A 20142-nucleotide genomic window follows, 5' to 3' on the forward strand; every position below is an offset into this window, starting at 1 on the left:
TCGTCGGGTGCGATCGGGGTGGGGTGAAGCCGCACGAATGGTCTCAGCATCGATCCGAAGAGCAGCTGGGAAGAAGCTGCGCGCAAATGCCACGCCGCACGAGCGGATATTATGGCGTGCGCTGAAGGAACTGCCGACGGAAGGCACGCATTTCCGAAAGCAAGCTCCGATCGGCCCCTATGTCGTCGACTTCTTCTGTCCGGCCAAGCGGCTGATCATCGAACTCGACGGCGGGCATCACAACGACGATGAAACGGCAATGCGCGATCGCGAGCGACAACAATGGCTCGAAAAAGAGGGCTTCCGCGTCATCCGGTTCTGGAACTCGGAAATCACGGCTGACCTCGGCGCTGTGCTGGAGCGGATTTATGTCGAGCTCTACGACGCTCGCGAAGCGCAAGCCGTGCCGCTGAAGCACCACCGACGACGATAGAGTATCACCCCACCCCGCTTCACATCGCTCACGCGATGCGAAGCGACCCTCCCCCTCCAGGGGAGGGTAGAGAAAAAGCCGGCCCTTTAGCGAGGCCGGCTTCTTCGTTTCGCAGATCAAGATCGGCTCACATCGCCGGGACGTATTTGCCGTCCTTGACCGTCAGCAGGATGCGCGAGCGGTCGTCGAGGCCGTAGCGATCCTTTTCGGTCCAGTTGTAGACGCCCTGGCTCGCGACGATCTCCTTCTCGGAGATGAACGCCTGGCGGATCGCCTCGCGGAATTCCGGCGTGCCGGGCTTGGCGGTCTTCAGCGCCGTCGGGATGATGCGCTTCAGCACCTCGAAGGCGTCGAAGGAATGGCCGGCGAACTGGCTGCGGCTGTTGGCGCCGTACTTGGCTTCATAGGCCGCGTTCAGCGTCAGGCCCGGCTTCTTGGTCAGCGCGCTGTCGGCTTGGGTTTCCGGCGACATGATCGGGCCGGCCGACATGATGACGCCTTCCGCGGACGCGCCTGCGATGCGGATAAAGTCCATCGTGGCCGCACCGTGGGTCTGGTAGATCAGGCCCTTGTAGCCGCGCTCGCGCAGCGCGGTCTGCGGCAGCGCCGCGGCGGTGCCGGAGGCGCCGACCAGGATGGCGTCGGGATTGGCGGCGACGAGCTTCAGCACCTGGCCCGCGACCGACGTATCCGGACGCGCGAAGCGCTCCTCATCGGTCATGGTCAGGCCCATCGGCACGGCCTGGGCCTTGAAGTCGTTGACCCAGAGATCGCCGTAGGAATCCGAATAGCCGATGTAGCCGACGGTCTTGATGTTGTGCGCCTTCATGTGCGCGTAGAGCACCTTGCCCATGATCGGAATCGACTGCGGCAGGTCGACCGACCATTTTGCGCGGGCGTCATTGATCGGGAACGGCGCGAGACCGAGATGCGGAATGCCGGCCTCGTTGGCGACCGTCGATACCGCGATCGTCGTCGGCGTGATGCAGGAGCCCATGATGATGTCGGCCTTGGACTCGGTGACGAAGCGCCGCGTATTGGTGGTCGCAGCCGTCGGATCGCCGGCGTCGTCGAGCACGATCAGCTTCAGCGGCACGCCGCCGATCTCCTTCGGCACAAAATCGAGCGCGTTGCGTTCGGGAATGCCGAGCGCGGCGGCGGGGCCGGTGGTCGAGATCGAGATGCCGATGGTGATTTCATTGGTCTGCGCCAGTGCGGACGCGCCCGGCAGCGCGATGACTGCTGTGAGCACTGCTGCGGCGAGAGTGGCCTTCCTCATTCGTTCCTCCCTGCGGATATGTTTTTTGGGTTTAAACCAGTTTTGCGGGCCAATTCAGCCCCTTCTTTGGGTCATGAGGGGCCGCAAGTCAGCCCTGAACAAGTCAGCCCTTCAGGAAGCGGTCGATGATCTCCTGCGGAAATGGCGCAGATTTCAGCCTGGCGGGATCGTCCGGGTGGCGGCCGACGAGCACCCTTGTCTCGAACGCCTCGATCGCCAACGCCTCGCCCTTGAACACGCGGTGCACCACCTCGAAGCTCGAGCGCTTGATGCTCTCGATCCGGCTCTCGATGGTGATCCAGTCGCCATGGGTCGACGGGATGTGGAATTTCGCCCGCGTGTCGACCATGGGAATGCCGACAAGTCCGTATTTGTGGATGAGATCCTGCTTCGAGCAACCAGCCGCCTCGAACATGATCGAGGTCGAGTCGTCGAACATCGCGAAGTAGCGCGGGTAGTAGACGATGTTGGCGGGGTCGCAATCGCCCCACTGGATCTGCACGTCGCGCCGATGGACGAACATGGTTTAGCCAACCCCGATAGCGCGGCAACCGCGGTGAACTCCCTCTCCGACGGGGAGAGGGCTGGGGTGAGGGGGTACGGTCTTCGTTGTTGATCGTAACCCCTCACCCGGATCGCTGCGCGATCCGACCTCTCCCAATGGGAGAGGTGGAAGCAAGCTCGTCGGATGCTCCTGATTCATACTCATGACCATAGTCAGCGTGGCGCCATCCGGAGCGCGGCATCGAGCCGCACCACTTCGCCGTTCAGATAGGGATTGTCGATCATGTGCAGCGCCAACGAGGCAAACTCGTCGGCCTGCCCCAGCCGGCGCGGGAACGGGATCGCGGCGGCGAGCGAGTCCTGCGCCTCCTGCGGCAGGCCGGCCAGCAAGGGGGTCATGAACAGGCCCGGCGCGATGGTCAGCACGCGGATGCCGAATTGCGCGAGCTCGCGCGCGATCGGCAGCGTCATCGCAACGATGCCGCCCTTGGAAGCCGAATAGGCCGCCTGCCCGATCTGGCCGTCATAGGCCGCGACCGAAGCCGTCGAGATCACGACACCGCGTTCGCCAGTCGCGAGCGGCTCGAGCTTCGACATCTCGGCGGTCGCAACCCGCAGCATGTTGAACGAGCCGATCAGGTTGACCTTGATCACCTTGTCGAAGTCGGCGAGCGCCATCGGCCCTTCACGGCCGATCACGCGTTTTGCCACCCCGATGCCGGCACAGTTGACCAGCACCCGCGCCGGGCCGTGCGCCTTGGCGGCGGCAGCCACCGCGGCTTCGGCAGCGGCCGCATCGGCGACGTCGCACACGACCGAAATGCCGCCGATCTCGGCTGCGACGCTCTCGGCGAGCTTGGCGTTGAGGTCGCAGACCGCGACCTTGGCGCCCTGCGCAGCCAGACGGCGCGCGGTCGCCGCGCCCAATCCCGATGCGCCGCCGGTGACGATGGCGGCCTGGTCCTTCAACTGCATGGCATTCTCTCCTTGAATGGTCAGACGAGTTTGATCACCGATGCCGGCGGCACCGGCGCATAGAGCGCTTCGATGATGTCAGTGCGATGCTCCAGCACCGCACGCTGGTTGATCGAGCCCTTGTCGGTGACCTCGCCGCGATCGATCGACAGCGGCGTGTCGAGCAGGAGCGCCCGCGCGATCCGGTTCGACGAGCCGGTGGCACTCGCAAGCACGCGCGCGAGACGTTCCCGGAAGGCTTCACGCACCAGCGGGTCGTTGGCCGCAGCCGCGATGTCACCAGAGGCAAGCTGTGGATTGATCAGGCGGCAGCCATCGAGATCGAGGATCACGATCGCCGCCAGCTCGTCGCGGTTGAGCCCCGCGATCACGACGTCGCGCACCAGCGGCGCGCAGGCGCCGACGAAGCGCGCCCGCAACGGCCCGACGCTGACCCAGGTGCCGCTCGCCAGCTTGAAATCCTCGGCGATGCGGCCGTCGAAATCGAACCCGGCATTGAGATCATCGGCGTTGGCGGGCTTCAGCGCGTCGCCGAATTTATAGAAACCCTCCTCGTCGAATGCCTTGGCGGTCAGTTCGGGCTGCCGCCAGTAGCCCGGCGTCACGTTCGGACCCTTGGCGCGCAACTCGAGCTTGCCGTTGTTCGGCACCAGCTTCGCATCATTGCCCGACACTGGAAGCCCGACATGGCCGGAGCGGCTGGTATCGGGCCGCACCGACATGAAGAACGGCGAGGTCTCGGTGGCGCCGAGCCCGGTCAGCATCGGCACGCGATAGCCCTTCTCCTGCACCGCGAGCGCATCGAGGCTGTTCCAGATGAACGGCGACAGGGCGGCGCCCGAGAAGAACATCGCATGCAGCCGCTCGAAGAATTTCGCCCGCAGGCCTGCATCGTCGCGCAGATAGGGCAGCAGCGATTCGTAGCCCTTGGGCACGTTGAAATAGACCGTCGGCGAGATCTCGCGCAGGTTTCGCACGGTCTCCTCGATGCCGCCGGGCATCGGCTTGCCCTCGTCGAGATACATCGAGCCACCGTTGAAGAGCGTCAGCCCGACATTGTGGTTGCCGCCAAAAGTGTGATTCCACGGCAGCCAGTCGACGATCACAGGCGGCTCGTCCTTCAGGAACGCCAATGTCTCGCGCAGCATCACCTGGTTGGCGCAGATCATGCGCTGGGTGTTGATGACGGCCTTGGGATTGCCGGTCGAGCCCGACGTCAGCAGGAATTTTGCAATGGTGTCCGGACCGATCGCGGCATGGGTCGCGTCAAGGCGCGGATCTTCCGGCGTTGCCATGAGATCGGCGAGCCGCGTCACCTCGCGGCTGGGCACGGTCCCGCGGCTTGCCGCGATCTCGACAACGGGGCCGACATTGGCGCGCAGGGCGTCGGCAAATTTGTCGGCGTCGTCGACGAAGACGAGACCGGGCGTCAGCAGCTTGATGACGAAGCTGAGCTTGCCGTAGTCGCGCGACACCAGCGAATAGGCCGGAGAGACCGGACAGAACGGAATGCCGGCATAGAGCGCGCCGAGCGCGATCAGCGCGTGATCGATCGAATTGCCCGACAGGATCATGATCGGCCGCTCAGCCGACAGCCCGCGCGCGATCAGCGCGGAAGCGATGCGCCGTGTCGCCTCGAGCAATTGCGCGTAGGTGATCTGGCGCCAGCCGCCGCCGGCTGCACGTTCGGCCATGAACACACGGCTCGGCTCGGCCGCTGCCCAATGATGCAGGCGATCGGTGAGGCGATCGGGATAGTCGGCGAGATTGAGCTTGGGGCGCAGATAGATCGTGCCGTCGTCGCGGCGCTCGACGGTGACGTCAGGATTGCCGAACGAGATCGGGCGCAGCGGATGCGCACTCGCAGTGGACGCAGACGCAGATATATCAGCCTTGGCGCTCATGTCGGCTTCACCTTGGCGGTCTTGCGATCCAGAAACGCGCGGATCCGCTTCTTGGCCTCCTTATCGCTCTGCGCCACCGTCGCCATCAGCGATTCCATCAAGAGGCCGGTCTGCGGATTGGCCTCGGCGATCATCGGCAGCGCCTGCAACACTGCGAAGTTGGTCAGCGGCGCATTGGCTGCGACGCGCTCGGCAAGCTCCAGCGCCTTGGGCAACGCGCCGTCGGCCTCGGTGAGATATTGCGAGAAGCCGTAGGCTGCGCCCTCGGTCGCCGAATAGACCCGGCCGGTCAGCATCATGTCGGCCATCCTGGGCACACCGATCAGGCGCGGCAGCCGCACCGATCCGCCGCCGCCGACGAAGATGCCGCGCTGGCCTTCGGGCAGCGCGAAATAGGCCGACGGCTCGGCGACCCGGATATGCGCCGCGCAGGCAAGCTCCAGCCCGCCACCGATCACTGCGCCCTTCAGCGCGGCGATCACCGGCACGCGGCAATACTGGATGCGGTCGAACACGCGGTGCCACATCTGGGAATGCACCAGCCCCTCGGTGGCGTCGCGCTCGGTCAGTTCGGAGAGATCAAGGCCGGACGAGAAATGATCGCCGACGCCATGGATGACGACGGCGCCGATCGTGTCGGGAATCGCGGAAAAGCAGTCGCACAGCGCCAGGATGATGCCGTCATTGAGCGCATTGCGCTTGGCCGGCCGGTTGAGCCCGACGGTCAGCACCGCCCCTCGCGTCTCGATCCTGAGCAGCGAGGCATCACCCGCGTCGGCAGCGTTTCCCATGGCGTTATTGTTTCCTGGTTAGAATAGTTATGTTTTATAACTATCATCGCAGGAGTCAATACGGGACGTTGGCTGGCGGAACGCTCGCCATTGCACGCAAGGCTGCATTCCGTTCGCGGTGTCATCACCCGCGAAAGCGGGTGATCCAGTATTCCAGAGACGTTCGTGCTTGAGCCGAGAGGCCTCGGCGTACTGGATCGCCCGGTCAAGCCGGGCGATGACAGCAGATCATCGTCGTCATGGCGAAAGCCAGGAAGTGGCCGTTGCCTTCCTCACAACACCTGATGCACGTCGATCACGACGCGGTCGGCGTGGCGGGCGGCGGAGGCAACGAAGATGTGCTCCATCAGCCAGCGGTACTTTTCGGCGCCGGTTTCGAATTTCGGCACGGTGCGGAAGTAGATCAGCTTCGGGTCGACCGGTTCGCCGCGCTTGAGCTTCTCGAGCAGATCGACCGGCCCGAAGCGGATGCCCTTGTTCTCGACATAGACGACGGCGCCGTCGTCGGTCTCGAAGGCATATTTTGCCTCCAGCTCGATCAGCTCGCTGGGCCGGATGATCTGGAAGTCGGCGCCGAACGGCAGCACCTTGCCGTTGACAGTCTCGCCCCTCACCTCGCCGCCGATGATCGGAATGATGCGGCGGACGCCGGTGCCGATGTCGCCGGCGGAGGTCACCTCCGCGATCCGGGGCGGTGATGGTGAAGACGTATCTGGTCTGAAGCTCAGGCACCATGGATTTACCCTATCATACGCTGCGGCAGCCAGGTCGCGAGCAGCGGGAACAGGATCAGGATCACCAGCCGGATCAGATCGGTGATCACGAACGGCAGCACGCCGACAAAGATCGTCGACATGTTGACGTCCTTGATCACGCTCTTGATCACGAACACGTTCATGCCGACCGGCGGATGGATCAGGCCGAGTTCCACCGTCATGACGATGATGATGCCGAACCAGATCGGGTCGAAACCGAGCGCGGTCACCACCGGGAACACGATCGGCACGGTGAGGATCACCATCGCCATCGCGTCCATCAGGCAGCCGAGCACCAGATACATCAGGAGGATCAGCGCCAGCACGCCGTAAGGGCCGATACCGAGCCCGGTGAGGAATTCAGTGACGTTCTGCGGCGTCTGGGTGATGGTGAGGAAATAGCCGAAGCAGAGTGCGCCGATCAGCACCGTGAACACCGCCGCCGCGGTGCGCGTCGCCTGCAGCAGCGATTGCAGGATGCCGTCCCTGGTCAGCTTGCCCCTGAGGATGCCGATGATGAAGGCACCGACCGCGCCGACCGCGCCCGCCTCGGTCGGGACGAAGAAGCCGCCATAAAGGCCGCCGATCACGAACAGGAACAGCAGCAGCGGCGACCAGACGTCGCGCATAGCCATGGCGCGCTCGTGCCACGACGCCTTCTTGCCTGCCGGCAGGAAGCGCGGCCGCGTCACGCCGATGATGCCGATCGTGATCATGTGCATCAGGATCGCGAGCAGGCCCGGCACCACGCCGGCGATGAACAGCTTGCCGATATCCTGCTGGGTGATGATGCCATACACCGCGAGCACCGTGGATGGCGGCAGCATTGCCCCGAGCGTGCCGCCGACCGCGATCACGCCGGTCGAGAACGATTGCGGATAGCCGAAGCGGCGCATCTCGGGATAGGCCACCGCCGAGAACGTCGCGGCGGTCGCGACCGACGAGCCCGAGATCGCGGCAAAGCCGCCGCAGGCTGCGATGGTCGCGATGCCGAGCCCGCCCTTCCAGTGGCCGACAAAGGTGTTGGCGGCGCGGAACAGCTCGCGGCTGATGCCGGAGACGGACACGAAGGCGCCCATCAACAGGAACATCGGGATCACGCCGAAGGAATAATCCGTCACCGTGCGCATCGTGGTCTGGCCGACAAGCTTCAGCGCCGGAGCGAAGCCGGTGAGATAGCCGAAGCCGGTGATGCCGACGAGGCCCATCGCCATGCCGACGGGTACACGCAACAGCATCAGCGCGAACAGGCAGACGAAGCCGATGACGGCGACGGCCTCGGGACTCAAATCGAGACTCATGGCCGTCTACTCCGCAGTCTTGATCTTGGCATCATGGATATCTTCCGGATGGAAGATCAGGCGGTAGGTCCGGATCGCGATCAGCAAAACCGCGGAGACGTCGCCGAGCCACGACACCAGGAAGAACGGCCAGACCGGCACGCCGAGATCCATGGTGACGATATGGCTGTTCCTGGTGTCGATCACCTTGTCGACCAGCGTGTAGGTCTGCACCGTCACCACGAACAGCAGCACCAGCGTCGCGAAGATGTCGATCCAGCGCTGATAGCGCGGCGAGGCATTGGCCCAGACCAGATCGACCGTGATGTGAGTGCCGCGATAGCTCGTCGCCGCGATGCCCCAGAAGATCAGGATGCCGAGCAGGAACTGGCCGAAATTGTAGTAGTCGGGGATCGTCACCGAGAAGAATTTGCGCATGAACACCGCGGTGAAGGTGTTGAGCGCGACGACGCCGACGAAGAAGGCCGCCACCCATTCGATCGAATCGATGAAGCGGTCCATGAAATTCTTGCGCACCGGCTCGGGTGGACCGGTGATCGCGCCGTCCTGGGAAACTTCGGCAGATTGCGTCATGCGTTGCTTCGATGAGCTCCCTCGCCGCGCTCTTGCGGGGAGAGGGTTGGGGTGAGGGGCTGCTTTCCACGAGTTGTGAAGGCGGTGAGACCTGTACCCCCTCACCCGGATCGCATCTGACGATGCGATCCGACCTCTCCCCGCAAGCGGGGCGAGGTGAAGGGGCAACGGGATCAGATCCCCGCCTCGTACTTCTTCAGCGTGGCCTGCAGATCGGCCTCGATCTTCTCCGCATCGCCGCCGGCCTTCTTCACCGCCTCGGCCCAGCTGTCGCGCAGCGGCTTGACCGCCTTCTTCCACTCGGCGAGCTGATCCGCCGTCAGCGGATAGACCTCGTGGCCTTGCAGCGCCTTCATCTTGGTGCGGCCATTGGCTTCGAAATCGGTCCAGGGATCGGTGACTTTGGAGGCCCATTCCGGCGTGCAATGATCGTCGATCACCTTCTTCTGGGCGTCCGACATCGCATTATATTTGGCGAGGTTGATGTTGTAGGTGAACACCGTCGTGTAGAGCGGCACGTCCATGTGGTACTTCACCACCTTGTCGATGCCGAACAGGAAGATCGATCCCCAGGGGAAGGTGATCTCGTCGGCCACGCCGCGCTCGATCGCGTCGCGCGATTCCGGGGCGGAGGCCTGCACATTGGTGCCGCCGAACATCTTCACCATCTCGCCGATGGTGCTCTGCGCCGGTCGCACCTTCACGCCGCTAAGGTCGCTCGGCAGCAGGATCTTCTTCTTGCCGTGCAGCGCGCCCGGATCGTGGATGAAGGCGAAGCAGAGCTTGGTGTCCTTCATCTCGGTCGGCGCGTATTTGTGGTACCACTCGTTCAGCGCCAGCGTGCCCTTCTTGCCGTCCGAGAACACGAACGGGAGCTGGCCCGCGGCCGCGATCGGGAACCGGCCGGGCTGATAGCCGGGATTGACATAGGTGACGTCGGCGATGCCGTCGCGCGCCATGTCGTAATGGTCGAATGCCTTGCCGAGCTGCTCGGACGGAAACACGGTGACCTTGATGGTGCCGCCCGATGCCTTCTCGATGTCGGCGGCCCAGGCCTGCGTCGCCGGCACCAGCGGATGCGCCGGCGGCACCCAGAGCGACACTTTCAGATTGACGGTCTTGTCCTGCGCCTGCGAAGGACCTGCGGCCGGCACGATGGCGGCGGCTGCCATCAGCAGCGCCAACAAACTCTTCCTCATCACCTCTCCTCCTCTCCAGGACGGGCTTCGTGCCCGGTCTCATTACTTAACATGTTATCTAATTCGCTCGGATATTCAAGACGAAATCCGCAGCGAGGACGCCTCGTCGCACCCGGCCTCTCCCGCATCTTGCGCTGCGGCGAACGCCGGTCCCGCGCAAATCCACCTTGCCAAAACTGTTATATGATATAGTTGCCTTGGCAAGTTGATGGCGACCGCCCCGGCGCGGGCGCCTGCTGAAAGCCTATCCGATCGGGAGGAGCAGGTGTTGCGGACAAAAGTAGCAATCATTGGCGCAGGTCCGGCCGGACTGTTGCTTGGGCAACTACTTCATACTTTCGGCGTAGAAAACGTCATTCTCGAGCGGCAGACCCCGGATTACGTGCTGGGGCGGATCCGCGCCGGCCTGCTCGAGGAAGGCACCGTGTCGCTGCTCGACAGCGTCGGTGCGGGCGCCCGGCTGCACCAGGAAGGCCTGGTTCATCACGGCGTCGAGCTGGCGTTCGGCGGGGCGCGGCACCGCATCGACATGCACGCGGCGACCGGCAAGACCGTGACCATCTACGGCCAGACCGAGGTCACGCTCGACCTGATGAACGCCCGCAAGGCGGCCGGCCTGACCTCGGTCTACTCCGCCGCCGACGTCACGCCGCATGATTTCGGCACCGATCATCCGCGCGTCAGCTACGTCAAGGACGGCGTCACCCACGAACTCGCCTGCGATTTCATCGCCGGCTGCGACGGCTTCCACGGCGTCAGCCGCGCCAGCGTGCCGGCGTCGGCGATCACCAGCTACGAGCGGGTGTATCCGTTCGGCTGGCTCGGCATCCTCTCGGAAACGCCGCCGGTCTCGCCGGAGCTGATCTACAACAACCACGCGCGCGGCTTTGCGCTCTGCACGATGCGCTCGACCCATCGCAGCCGCTATTACGTGCAGTGCCCGCTCGACGATCATGTCGATCAATGGTCCGACGAGCGGTTCTGGGATGAATTGAAGCGGCGCCTCGACCAGAAGGCGGCCGACGAGATCATCACCGGCCCCTCGATCGAAAAGAGCATCGCGCCGCTGCGCAGTTTCGTCGCCGAACCGATGCGGTTCGGCCGCATGTTCCTGGCCGGCGACGCCTCGCACATCGTGCCGCCGACCGGCGCCAAGGGGTTGAACCTTGCGGCCAGCGACGTGCATTATCTGTCGCAGGCGCTACGCGAATATTACGACGAGAAATCCTCGGCCGGTCTCGACTTCTATTCGGCCAAAGCGCTGGCGCGGGTCTGGAAGGCAGTGCGCTTCTCCTGGTGGATGACCTCGATGCTGCACAAATTCCCTGACGAGGGCGAATTCGCCGCGCGCATCCAGATCGCCGAGCTCGACTATCTCGTCAGCTCGAAGGCGGCGTCGACCTCGCTGTCGGAGAATTATGTGGGGCTGCCGTTCTAGATCGGTTGCTGTTTTTTCGTCGAGCAACCTCGCCGTTGTGCCGTCAGCTGTCATACCCCGCGCATGCGGGGTATCCAGTACGCCGTGGCCTCTCCGGACGATGACGGCGAGGGATATGGCGACAGGCCGGAGCCACTTTCAAACGCCCCCGCAAATCCCGTTTAAAACTTTGTAGGCGGTGAAACCGCGATCGACATCGCGTTCAATGGCGGCAACGCAACGCCATACGCGAGCCAGAGATGACCACCGACACGCAAGTCGCCCCCGACATTCCCCAAGATGTCCCCGAGGGCTTCGAGCCGCTGTTCCGCAAGAGCCCGCTCACCGAGCCCTGGGAGCCGCTGTACCAAAGGAAGACCGAGCGGGCCGTCATCATCGGCCTGCGGCTGGCGAGGCCGCACACCAACGGCCGCGGCCTGATCCATGGCGGGCTGATCGCGGCCCTTGCCGACAACGCGATGGGTTATAGCTGCGGCCAGGCGACCGGCTGGACGACCTCGTATGTGACGATCTCGCTCACGGTCGATTTCGTCGGCTCCGCAAATGTCGGGCAGTGGCTCGCGATCGAGAGCGATGTGATCAAGACCGGCAGCACGATCTGCTTTGCACAAAGCCTGATCAAGGCCGACGGCGTGACGATCGCGCGCGCCAGCGGCACGTTCCGTGTGGTGCCGAAGAAGGCGCCGGCGAGCTAAGCGTCTCGCGCTAGCCGAAATGCCAGTCGGTGATCTCGGTGACGAGATCGATGAAGGTCCGCACCTTGGCCGACAACAGCCGGGATGTCGGGTAGACGACATGGATCGGCACCGGCGGCTGCTCGAATTCGGCGAGCACGATCCTGAGCCGCAGCGCCTTCAGCGATTCGGCGGCCTGGTAGGCCATCACCCGGGTCAGCCCGCCGTCCTGCTCGGCGTATTGGATGGCAGCGTCCGAGCTGTTGCTGGTGAAGCGCGGCGTCGGCGTGATGCGGATCTCCTGGCCGTCCTCCATGAAGCGCCAATCCGGCGTCGCGGTCATCGCGCCGAACTGGATCGTGTCGTGGGCGGTGAGGTCCGCCGGCCGCTTCGGCTCGCCGCGAAGCTTGAGATAACCGGCTGAAGCCACCACGATGCGGCGCATCTGGCCGACATGCCGCGCCACCAGCGTCGAATCCGGCAGGTGCCCGAGCCTGACCGCGAGGTCGACGCCGTCCTCGACGAGGTTGATCCGGCGATCCGACAGCCGCAGGTCGACGCCAACATCGGGATAGCGTTTGAGGTAGGCGGTCACGACCGGGCTGACATGGAGCCGCCCGAAGCCGAACGGCGCCGAGATCACCAAGCGGCCTTCGGGGCGGGTGCGCTCGCTCTCTACCGCGTCCTCGGCCTCCTCGACGTCGGCAAGGATCCGCCGCGCCCGCTCCAGGTAGCGCGAGCCGGCGTCGGTCAGCGTCACCTGCCGCGTGGTCCGCTGCAGCAGCCGCGCACCGAGCCGCTCCTCCAGCGCCGCGATCAGCCGCGTGATGGCGGACGGAGACAGGCCGAGCTTGCGGGCGGCGGGGGCAAACCCCTCGAGGTCCGCCACCGCGACGAACGCCTGCATGGCATCGATCCGGTCCATGGCACTATTGCATAATCGGCAACAGTGAAGTGTCAATTCCCAAGATTGCCTACGATCCGGAAATGCCCATGTTAGGGTCCGAGGACGGCCGCTTTGTCGCCCGTGGCGGGAGGCTCAGATGTCAGACGTTCGCAGCTATTCGAGCGATGTCGGGTTCACCCCGGGGGTGAAGGAAATCCAGACCCGCAAAGGCTCGCGCGCAACCTATGCCGAGGTCGAGGCCCATGGCGGCTGGCAAACCGAGGTCGACGAGAACCTCGCGGCCTTCCTCACCAACACCAACAGCTTCTATCTCGCCACCGCCTCGGCCGGCGGCCAGCCCTACATCCAGCATCGCGGCGGGCCGAAGGGTTTCATCAAGGTGCTCGACAAGCACACCATCGCGTTCGCCGACTACAGCGGCAACCGGCAATTCATCACCCAGGGCAACCTCTCGGAGAACCCGAAGGCCCACATCTTCGTGATGAACTACGCCTACCGGCAGCGCGTGAAGATCTGGGGCGAGGCGCGGGTGGTTGAAGATGATCCGGCGCTGACGCGTTCGCTGATGCCGCAGGGCTATCGCGCGCGGCCCGAGCAGGTGATTCTGTTCAAGGTCGCGGCGTGGGACACCAACTGCCCGCAGCACATCCCGCAGAAGTTCGACGCGGCCGATGTGGCCAGCGCGCTTGCCTCACGCGACCAGCGCATCGCCGAACTCGAGGCGGAGCTCGCCGCATTGAAGGGCGAGCCCGCTCCTGCCCCAGCCGGTTAGGCCGCCTGCTGCTGCAACGGCGCCCAGGCGAATTCCGGATAATATTGCTGCATCATCCGGCCGACATAGGCGGTGAGGTTGTCGAATTTCTCGGTGCGCTCGCGCAGCGGCGAATCGAAGAACGGCGTCAGGATTCCCGCGAGCGCGCCGAACGCGGTGGCGTCGGTGCCGCACGGGGCGTTGCCCATCAGATAGGGCTTGTCGCCGAGCTGCACCGACAGCGCAAACAACGAGCGGAGCGCGAGATCGACGTCCTCGTCGGGTCCGTGGCGGCCAAGCCCGCTCAACAGATAGTTCTCGGCGACGCGGAACTGGGCGTCCTCGCGCATCTTGTCGCGTAGATGATCGGGCGCGCCGTCGAAGAAATGCGCGGGCCCCTTGGCGAAATTGGTGTCGTCGACCCAGCGCGCGCCGACCAGCGCCCAGTAGACGTGATGCTCGATCATGCGCTCGAAGGCCCAGGCCTGCGCGCGCGCCTGCAGGCTCAGCGGCGCGTCGAAATCGAAGCCGTATTTGCCCTCGAGATGGGCGCGGATGAAGGTCGAATCGGCGATCGTCTCGCCGTCATCGGCGATGAACGGCAGCTGGCCCTTGGGAGAGGCCGGCGGCATGGCCTTCTCCTTGCGATAGTCGAGCCCGGCCATCTTGAGCTGGACCTCGGTCTTGGTCACGAAGGGGCTGATTTCCGGCAAGCCGAAGCCCGTGCCAAAGCCAAAAAGCGTAATCATATGAAGCTCCCGATCGCCTGTGGTCGTGAATTGAAGCTAGCCGCCCCCTGCTGCCAGCATGGTGTCAGCAGTAGTGGCATTCACTGTCGAGCGGGCCGACCGGCGCGAGGCGGCGAACCGCCTCGCGAACGCGCTTGACCAGCCGTGCCCGCCCGTAGGACCAGGCTGCGCCGATCGACTGAGCGACCAGCGCGACCAGGGCCCAGCGCAGATCGCCGGAGGTGGAGTAGACCGCGACCAATTGTTCCAGCGCGAAGCTCTGCGCCTGCCGGAAACCGAGTTCATCAAGATTCGTCATGGACAAATTCCCTTCACTTGAGGTGTTGTCCTGATATAGCCCCCACCTGCTGCCAACATGCTGTCAGCAGCAGTGACAGGGGGCGCGAAAAGCCGACCCGCCGAGACACTGCGAGACCCGTCAAGACACTCGTCAAGACAGCTGCCAAAACACTGCTAAGACACCCGCCAAGAGAGCGACCAAGAGAATTGCCATGAGACGCGCCGACCGGCTGTTTCAGATCATCCAGGTGCTCCGCCGTACCCGTAAGCCTTTGACCGCGGACGCGATCGCAGCCGAACTCGAGACATCGAAGCGGACCATCTATCGCGACATCGCCAGCCTGATCGAGCAGCGAGTGCCGATCCGCGGCGAGGCCGGCATGGGCTACATCCTGGAGAAGGGCTTTGACCTGCCGCCCTTGATGCTGACACCCGACGAGATCGAGGCCTGCGTGCTCGGCGCGCAATGGGTGGTCGGTCACGCCGATCCGGCATTGGCGCGCGCGGCCGAGGACCTGATGGCCAAGATCGCCGAGACCGTGCCCGACCGGCTGCGGCCGTTCGTGCTGGAGCCGGCGAGCCGCGCCCGCTCCGCCTGGAACCGGGAGCCCGACCGTATCGACATGGTCAGGACCCGCAGCCAGATCCACGAAGGCAAGAAGATCACGCTCAACTATCGCGACGAGCATGGCCGCGATAGCGAGCGCACGATCTGGCCGATCGCGGTCGGCTATCACGAGGCGGTGCGGCTGCTCGCCGCCTGGTGCGAGCTGCGCAAGGATTTCCGCAGCTTCCGCACCGACCGCGTGGTCACCGCGATCTATCACGACGAGAAATATCCGGAGCGGCGCGACCTGCTCAGGGCGCGCTGGCGGCGCAGCCTGGTGTGGGAAGCACCGAGGGACACCTGATGACCGGCAACGCGATCGACGCGACGGACGCGAGCCCCTGTCAGTCCTGCGGCGCCTGCTGCAGCTATTCGGTGAACTGGCCGCGCTTCACGGTGGAAGACGACGCGCAGCTCGATCTGATCCCGGCGCAATTCGTCAACGCGCGGCAATCAGGGATGCGCTGCGAGGGTGACCGCTGCTCGGCGCTGTCAGGCCGGGTCGGCGAAGCAACGCGCTGCGAGGTCTATGCGGTGCGGCCGGAGGTGTGCCGAACCTGCCTGCCGGGCGACGCAGAATGCGCAATGGCGCGGCGCCGGCACGGGCTGCCGCTCATCCCGAGCGCGCAGCCGGATTGAGCACGGCTCTTTTATTTGCGCATGATCTCCGCGCAAACGCGTTCCGCGTTTGTCGCGAGAGAAAACCGGATTCCACTTTTCCGGATCATGCTTAAGCCGTCACAGTCACCGTCTCGCTGACGTCCTCGTCGTCGAGCTCGTCATCGACAACAGGCGCGAAGCTCGACAGCGGCTTGGTCGACAGCGTGATCGGCTTGCGGCCGCCATGCGACACGGTCGCAGCACGGGCCGGCTCACGCGACAGAGCGTACAGCGTCGACCCGACGCGGCCACCGGAATTGACCAGCTCCCACTCGCTGCAGCTCGACGCAATCGCCAGTGCGAGTGCGTGCAGATGGCTGCGGCGATAGCAGAACAGCGCGAGCATCGCCCTGACGTCGGGCGCGACATTGGCAACCAGCAGCGAAAGCCCGTTCGGATTGGCGCGGTACATCTGGCCGAGCAGGTCGTCCGCAACTGGGCAGGCATCGTTCTCGAACGCGTCGCGGCTTGAAAACATTTGCAAATCCCCCTCGATCGGGAAGATGCCGCGCAATCCTCTAACGAAAGGTTAACCACGGCCTCCGGTCGCCTCCGGGGCCCCTTGCCCGTTGCACGCGAATCACATCCGCCCGCAGCAAGCAGGGTCATGGTCAGGGACAGGATGTGGAAGGAGGCGTCCGCGCGCCGCTCAGTTCGCGGCCATGTAGATCGACAGCGCGAATCCGGTGAGGTGGTGCAGCGCCTGGTCGACCCCGATCAGGGTCCAGAACCAGGGATGGCCGGACTCCAGCGTCACGCCGAGATGCGAGGCGCAGATGCCCTTGCAACGATCGACGGATGATGATGTGGATCACGAAGTCGACGAAGGCGACGTACCAGAATCGCGGCGCCACCACCAGGATCAGCGCCAGCGCGACCGCGAGATGGACCAGGCAATGCGCGAGCAGCGGCATGGCCCAGCCGGTCTTCTGGTCCTTGCCGATCGCCATCCAGGCGTTCTGCAGCATGAAGTCAGCGATGATGTGCTTTGCGGTGAGAAGCAACATCCATCCCACCAGGGCACCAACCGACACCGACGATGACATGGAAGGAAACAACAAGCTGACGCCCTTTTACTTCGATGAATGTGATTGCAAGAAATCCGGGTCAGGCCGTCAGCACAATTCCGCAAAGCGGAGCTTGTGTCATTTATGACATCTCCGGCGGCGGAATGCACCTGCGGCCCCTCGAAAATCACATCTGGGTTCGGACGTCGATAGTGGCGATGGTCATGTGGCATCGCGGCGCAGGCGAACCGGGATTAAGGTTACGGTGGGTGGCCGGTTTGCATTCCCGCCAGGGAGGTATATCGTCGGCGGCACAGGAAATTTTCTTTCTTTTATAGTCATTTACGGATTCACCGGGCAGCGCCGCGCCGTCGCGGCAACGGGCCGTCCCGGACGGGTGATGAGCCAGGTGATCAGCCATGAGTGCCGAAGCCCCCGCGCCTTCGCCAGTGTTGCCGCGGCCACGCCCTCCGGTCGCCAAGAGCAACCGCGCGCAGATCATCATCTTCACCATGCTGACGCTGTTCCTGAGCGCGATCACCGTGGTCGGTGGCCGGGTCTGGCTGCGTAATTCGGAAACGCTGGTGTTTGCGGTCGGCGATGCCAAGGGCCCGGAGGCCAAGTTCGCCGCCCGCCTCGCCACCGTGCTGAAGAACAATTCGTCGCGGCTGCGGCTGAAGATCGCGCCGAACCCCGACAACGCCAAGGCACTGGCGCAGTTCGATCGCCGCGCAGCAACGCTTGCGATCCTGCGCACCGACGGAAAGGTGCCGCCGCGCGCCCGCGCCATGGCGATCCTCGAGCATGACGTGGTGCTGGTGCTGAGCCCCGGCGGCAGGAAGATCAAGTCGCTGACCGAACTGAAGAGAAAGAAGATCGCGGTCGTCGGCGACGGCGAGAACAGCGTCAATTTCGTCCGCAGCGCGCTGGAGATTTCCGACAGCCCGGATGTGGCGCAGCGGGTGCAGCAGGCGCCGCCGAACACGCCGTTCGACAAGCTGTTCGCTTCGGGCTTCGCCGCCGTGGTCGTGATCGAGCATGCCTCCAAGATCATCAAGGACAAGACCTACGAGCAATATGCCAAACGTGCCGGCGGCTTCACCTTGAACGCGATCGACGAGGCCAAGGCGCTGGCGCGCAAATATCCGGCGATCTCGGAGGAGACGGTCTCGACCGGCATGCTGTCGTCCTCGCCGGCGATCCCCGACGACGACGTCGACACCATCGGACTGGAATGGCTGCTGGTGGCGCAATCCTGGATGCCCACGACGACGGCGGCCGAACTCGCGCGCATCGAGTCTATGAGAACAAGTCCGAGCTCGCGCTCGACGACGGCTTCGCCTCCAAGATCGAGCCGGCGGCGACCGACAAGGACGCCTTCATCGTCGCCCATCAGGGCGCGGCCGAATACATCAACGACGATACCAAATCGTTCATGGATCGCTACAGCGACGTGATGTATCTCGGCGCCGCCGCGCTCAGTATCATCGGCTCGATCTTCGCTGCGATCTACACCAAGATCACCCGCGTCGCGCCGGAGAAGGCCAGCGAACTGGCGGGCCGGATCCTCGACATCGGCGAGCGCGTCGAGCACACCACCTGCGCCGAACATCTCGACGAATTGCAGGACGAGCTCGAGGCGATCCTGCGCGGCGCGGTGATCGGGTTGCGCGACGGCACCGTTTCCGGCGACGGCCTCGACACCTTCAAGCTCGGCTATGAACTGGTCCGCGACGAGATCGCGCTGCGCCGCGACCACCTCAAACGCCACCCGCCGGCAGTCGATGACAATCTCGTGGTGGTGAAGGCCGCGAACGGGTGAAGGCGGTTGCGCCACATACACGCCCGTCCCTGCGGTCGCGCCAGATCCACCGCTGTCGTCCTGGCGAAGGCCAGGACCCAGTACCCAGTACCACCGCTTTCGGTGCTGAACGGGATCGCGGCCCCAGCGCCGCGCAACAATTGAGATTTGGGGTACTGGGTCCTGGCTTTCGCCAGGACGACACTGCGTCTCTTGAACAACCTGTGATTCACTCTCTGCAAACTCGCGACGTGAATCATGCGAGGCGTGGCTCTCATTCTCTTTCGAACAGAGGGCGCACGACGTCACTGGAAAAGCATCTCGCTCGAATGCAGCTTGGCTGCTGCAACTACTGCTGCCGACCGCTTTCGGCCTTGTTGGCGGCCTTCAATTTTTCCCGGATGTAGTCGGCGATATCGCCAACCTCGTCCCGCATGGCCTCCTCCGTGATGCCCTGCCCTCCGGCGCCGGCAATGAGCCGTCGCACCAATTCCTCGACGTCCTGCGTCGCGCCCGGCGTTCTAAACTGCTCGGCTGCGTGGACGCTATTCTCCACCCAAAAGTCGATATATTCGCGCGCTGTTTCGGTCATCTGCCCTTACCTGATCCCCAGCCTTACGCCGGGTGAAGATGACGCTTCCCTGGCGCGTTTTGCCAGTGGGAATTTTGGCACAGCCTCCGGTGGCGGGCCCGATCACCCCGCCGCGGCATCAGTCATCCCGACCGCATCGAGCTGCCGCCCCTCATGATCCATATGCAGATAGTTCGGGTTGAACAGCCCTGCCCGCATCAGCCGGTCGAGATTGGGGAGAGCGAGGGTCTTTCCCTTGAGCACGATCAGGCCGTCGGCGCGCAGCTCCTGCAAAGTTCTGTTGACGTGGACCTTGGAGAGCCCGGTGGCGTCGGCGAGGTCGCCCTGGGTCAGTGGGAAGTCGCAACTGTCGCCTTGAGTAAGACCGGCCAGCCGCAAACGAAGCCAGATCTCGCAGAGCAGATGGGGCTATCCGCTCGAGCGCCGTGCGCTGGCCGAGGCTCATGGTCCATTCGCGCTGGATCGCGGCATTGACCAGGGTTTCCCACCAGAACGCGGTGACGATGCGCGGATGTTCGGCTGCAACCTTGTCGAAGAATTCGCGGGAGAGGTCGGCGATCGACACCGCGGTAATGGTGCCGATCGAATGATCCATCTCACGCAGGATGAAGACGTTCACGTCGCAGATATCACCGGGCAGGAAGAACGACACCACCTGGCGCCGGCCATCCTCCAGCTGCTTGTAGCGGTAGGCCCAGCCGGACAGGATCAGGTGGACGTCTTTCGGCTTCTCGCCTTCACGAACGATATCGACGCGCGGCCCGAAGTGGCGGACGCGCTCGCTCGACGCGCGATTAAGAATGGCATGATCAACCGGCGAAAGCCGTACGAACTGCTCCAATTTCCGAACTAACGACGCCAACGACATTGGTCTCCCCGGATATCTAATCGAGTAACCGCGGGGCCGATTTCAATAACGTATGTTACATAGCGCAACTATTCCGTCTGTTCACAAGTGTACAG

At 64.1% G+C, this 20142-nt stretch carries 19 protein-coding genes and 4 pseudogenes; 7 read left to right on the forward strand and 16 right to left on the reverse strand.

Going from position 1 to position 20142, the window contains the following annotated elements:
- The first annotated feature begins 37 nt into the window (after positions 1–37).
- Positions 38–433 carry an endonuclease domain-containing protein gene (locus ACVWW1_RS27150; RefSeq protein WP_456658030.1) on the forward strand — a complete coding sequence of 132 codons (396 nt, stop codon included), beginning with the start codon at positions 38–40 and terminating at the stop codon, positions 431–433.
- A gap of 127 nt (positions 434–560) precedes the next feature.
- Here ACVWW1_RS27150 and ACVWW1_RS27155 read toward each other — a convergent pair whose 3' ends face one another.
- The 9 genes and pseudogenes from ACVWW1_RS27155 to ACVWW1_RS27195 all read right to left on the reverse strand — a co-directional run bounded on the left by ACVWW1_RS27155 (position 561) and on the right by ACVWW1_RS27195 (position 9714).
- Entirely contained in the window at positions 561–1712 is a 1152-nt protein-coding gene (locus ACVWW1_RS27155) for an ABC transporter substrate-binding protein (protein ID WP_456658031.1), read from the reverse strand.
- Between the two features lie 103 nt (positions 1713–1815).
- Positions 1816–2235, reverse strand: coding sequence for an acyl-CoA thioesterase (locus ACVWW1_RS27160; RefSeq protein ID WP_456658032.1), 420 nt, complete (start codon positions 2233–2235; stop codon positions 1816–1818).
- Between the two features lie 194 nt (positions 2236–2429).
- Positions 2430–3191: an SDR family NAD(P)-dependent oxidoreductase gene (locus tag ACVWW1_RS27165; RefSeq protein WP_456658033.1), complete on the reverse strand. Its 762-nt coding sequence runs from the start codon at positions 3189–3191 to the stop codon at positions 2430–2432.
- A 20-nt stretch (positions 3192–3211) separates the two neighbouring features.
- Positions 3212–5095: a feruloyl-CoA synthase gene (locus ACVWW1_RS27170; RefSeq protein ID WP_456658034.1), complete on the reverse strand. Its 1884-nt coding sequence runs from the start codon at positions 5093–5095 to the stop codon at positions 3212–3214.
- A complete protein-coding gene (locus tag ACVWW1_RS27175; protein WP_456658035.1) occupies positions 5092–5886 on the reverse strand; it encodes a crotonase/enoyl-CoA hydratase family protein in 795 nt (264 codons plus the stop codon). The genes ACVWW1_RS27170 and ACVWW1_RS27175 overlap by 4 nt, the downstream gene beginning before the upstream one ends.
- Before the next feature lie 272 nt (positions 5887–6158).
- Positions 6159–6621 (reverse strand): annotated as a pseudogene (locus tag ACVWW1_RS27180) (DUF3237 domain-containing protein).
- Positions 6622–6625: 4 nt separating this feature from the next.
- Positions 6626–7930, reverse strand: coding sequence for a TRAP transporter large permease (locus tag ACVWW1_RS27185; RefSeq protein ID WP_456660685.1), 1305 nt, complete (start codon positions 7928–7930; stop codon positions 6626–6628).
- 18 nt (positions 7931–7948) lie between these two features.
- The gene (locus ACVWW1_RS27190) at positions 7949–8458 is read right to left on the reverse strand and encodes a TRAP transporter small permease (protein ID WP_092126276.1); all 510 of its coding nucleotides are present in this window, start codon (positions 8456–8458) and stop codon (positions 7949–7951) included.
- A gap of 230 nt (positions 8459–8688) precedes the next feature.
- Positions 8689–9714 (reverse strand): TRAP transporter substrate-binding protein, encoded by a 1026-nt coding sequence (locus ACVWW1_RS27195; protein ID WP_176528734.1) that lies wholly within the window; start codon positions 9712–9714, stop codon positions 8689–8691.
- Between the two features lie 268 nt (positions 9715–9982).
- Between ACVWW1_RS27195 and pobA the strand changes: the two genes are divergently transcribed.
- On the forward strand, positions 9983–11152 hold the full coding sequence (pobA, locus tag ACVWW1_RS27200; protein ID WP_456658036.1) for a 4-hydroxybenzoate 3-monooxygenase: 1170 nt from the start codon (positions 9983–9985) through the stop codon (positions 11150–11152).
- Positions 11153–11391: 239 nt separating this feature from the next.
- Entirely contained in the window at positions 11392–11847 is a 456-nt protein-coding gene (locus ACVWW1_RS27205) for a PaaI family thioesterase (protein ID WP_207834773.1), read from the forward strand.
- 10 nt (positions 11848–11857) lie between these two features.
- On the opposite strand, the gene ACVWW1_RS27210 is transcribed toward ACVWW1_RS27205, so the two are convergent.
- On the reverse strand, positions 11858–12751 hold the full coding sequence (locus tag ACVWW1_RS27210) for a LysR family transcriptional regulator (protein WP_456658037.1): 894 nt from the start codon (positions 12749–12751) through the stop codon (positions 11858–11860).
- Between the two features lie 118 nt (positions 12752–12869).
- Between ACVWW1_RS27210 and ACVWW1_RS27215 the strand changes: the two genes are divergently transcribed.
- A complete protein-coding gene (locus ACVWW1_RS27215; protein ID WP_456658038.1) occupies positions 12870–13505 on the forward strand; it encodes a pyridoxamine 5'-phosphate oxidase family protein in 636 nt (211 codons plus the stop codon).
- Here the strand turns inward: ACVWW1_RS27215 and ACVWW1_RS27220 are convergent.
- Both ACVWW1_RS27220 and ACVWW1_RS27225 read right to left on the reverse strand, forming a co-directional pair.
- Entirely contained in the window at positions 13502–14233 is a 732-nt protein-coding gene (locus ACVWW1_RS27220; RefSeq protein WP_456658039.1) for a glutathione S-transferase family protein, read from the reverse strand. The two genes, ACVWW1_RS27215 and ACVWW1_RS27220, sit on opposite strands and share 4 nt — an antisense overlap.
- Positions 14234–14297: 64 nt before the next feature.
- Positions 14298–14531 carry a hypothetical protein gene (locus ACVWW1_RS27225; RefSeq protein WP_456658040.1) on the reverse strand — a complete coding sequence of 78 codons (234 nt, stop codon included), beginning with the start codon at positions 14529–14531 and terminating at the stop codon, positions 14298–14300.
- Positions 14532–14724: 193 nt separating this feature from the next.
- Here ACVWW1_RS27225 and ACVWW1_RS27230 point away from each other — a divergent pair, with 193 nt between their 5' ends.
- Complete coding sequence (locus ACVWW1_RS27230; protein ID WP_092119525.1) at positions 14725–15423, forward strand: helix-turn-helix transcriptional regulator; 699 nt, start codon at positions 14725–14727, stop codon at positions 15421–15423.
- The gene (locus tag ACVWW1_RS27235) at positions 15423–15758 is read left to right on the forward strand and encodes a YkgJ family cysteine cluster protein (protein WP_207834769.1); all 336 of its coding nucleotides are present in this window, start codon (positions 15423–15425) and stop codon (positions 15756–15758) included. The genes ACVWW1_RS27230 and ACVWW1_RS27235 overlap by 1 nt, the downstream gene beginning before the upstream one ends.
- Before the next feature lie 91 nt (positions 15759–15849).
- Here the strand turns inward: ACVWW1_RS27235 and ACVWW1_RS27240 are convergent, their stop codons facing one another.
- Positions 15850–16257, reverse strand: a complete 408-nt coding sequence (locus tag ACVWW1_RS27240) for a hypothetical protein (protein WP_176528727.1) — start codon at positions 16255–16257, stop codon at positions 15850–15852.
- Between the two features lie 171 nt (positions 16258–16428).
- Positions 16429–16786 (reverse strand): annotated as a pseudogene (locus ACVWW1_RS27245) (DUF3307 domain-containing protein).
- A 419-nt stretch (positions 16787–17205) separates the two neighbouring features.
- On the opposite strand from ACVWW1_RS27245, the pseudogene ACVWW1_RS27250 reads away from it, so the two are divergent.
- Positions 17206–18608 (forward strand): annotated as a pseudogene (locus ACVWW1_RS27250) (TAXI family TRAP transporter solute-binding subunit).
- 328 nt (positions 18609–18936) lie between these two features.
- Here the strand turns inward: ACVWW1_RS27250 and ACVWW1_RS27255 are convergent.
- Entirely contained in the window at positions 18937–19179 is a 243-nt protein-coding gene (locus ACVWW1_RS27255; protein WP_176528724.1) for a hypothetical protein, read from the reverse strand.
- A 102-nt stretch (positions 19180–19281) separates the two neighbouring features.
- Positions 19282–20041 (reverse strand): annotated as a pseudogene (locus ACVWW1_RS27260) (Crp/Fnr family transcriptional regulator).
- Positions 20042–20142 lie beyond the last annotated feature (101 nt).

The sequence above is a fragment of the Bradyrhizobium sp. JR3.5 genome (assembly GCF_054057015.1).

Bases quoted from the DNA above. Each gene is read 5' to 3' on its own strand.
- ACVWW1_RS27205 (WP_207834773.1), top strand. From the start codon at position 11,392: ATGACCACCGACACGCAAGTCGCCCCCGACATTCCCCAAGATGTCCCC.
- ACVWW1_RS27170 (WP_456658034.1), bottom strand. From the start codon at position 5,095: ATGAGCGCCAAGGCTGATATATCTGCGTCTGCGTCCACTGCGAGTGCG.
- ACVWW1_RS27160 (WP_456658032.1), bottom strand. From the start codon at position 2,235: ATGTTCGTCCATCGGCGCGACGTGCAGATCCAGTGGGGCGATTGCGAC.
- ACVWW1_RS27235 (WP_207834769.1), top strand. From the start codon at position 15,423: ATGACCGGCAACGCGATCGACGCGACGGACGCGAGCCCCTGTCAGTCC.
- ACVWW1_RS27255 (WP_176528724.1), bottom strand. From the start codon at position 19,179: ATGACCGAAACAGCGCGCGAATATATCGACTTTTGGGTGGAGAATAGC.
- ACVWW1_RS27195 (WP_176528734.1), bottom strand. From the start codon at position 9,714: ATGAGGAAGAGTTTGTTGGCGCTGCTGATGGCAGCCGCCGCCATCGTG.
- ACVWW1_RS27210 (WP_456658037.1), bottom strand. From the start codon at position 12,751: ATGGACCGGATCGATGCCATGCAGGCGTTCGTCGCGGTGGCGGACCTC.
- ACVWW1_RS27230 (WP_092119525.1), top strand. From the start codon at position 14,725: ATGAGACGCGCCGACCGGCTGTTTCAGATCATCCAGGTGCTCCGCCGT.
- ACVWW1_RS27240 (WP_176528727.1), bottom strand. From the start codon at position 16,257: ATGTTTTCAAGCCGCGACGCGTTCGAGAACGATGCCTGCCCAGTTGCG.
- ACVWW1_RS27215 (WP_456658038.1), top strand. From the start codon at position 12,870: ATGTCAGACGTTCGCAGCTATTCGAGCGATGTCGGGTTCACCCCGGGG.
- ACVWW1_RS27175 (WP_456658035.1), bottom strand. From the start codon at position 5,886: ATGGGAAACGCTGCCGACGCGGGTGATGCCTCGCTGCTCAGGATCGAG.
- ACVWW1_RS27225 (WP_456658040.1), bottom strand. From the start codon at position 14,531: ATGACGAATCTTGATGAACTCGGTTTCCGGCAGGCGCAGAGCTTCGCG.
- ACVWW1_RS27165 (WP_456658033.1), bottom strand. From the start codon at position 3,191: ATGCAGTTGAAGGACCAGGCCGCCATCGTCACCGGCGGCGCATCGGGA.
- ACVWW1_RS27220 (WP_456658039.1), bottom strand. From the start codon at position 14,233: ATGATTACGCTTTTTGGCTTTGGCACGGGCTTCGGCTTGCCGGAAATC.
- ACVWW1_RS27155 (WP_456658031.1), bottom strand. From the start codon at position 1,712: ATGAGGAAGGCCACTCTCGCCGCAGCAGTGCTCACAGCAGTCATCGCG.
- ACVWW1_RS27150 (WP_456658030.1), top strand. From the start codon at position 38: ATGGTCTCAGCATCGATCCGAAGAGCAGCTGGGAAGAAGCTGCGCGCA.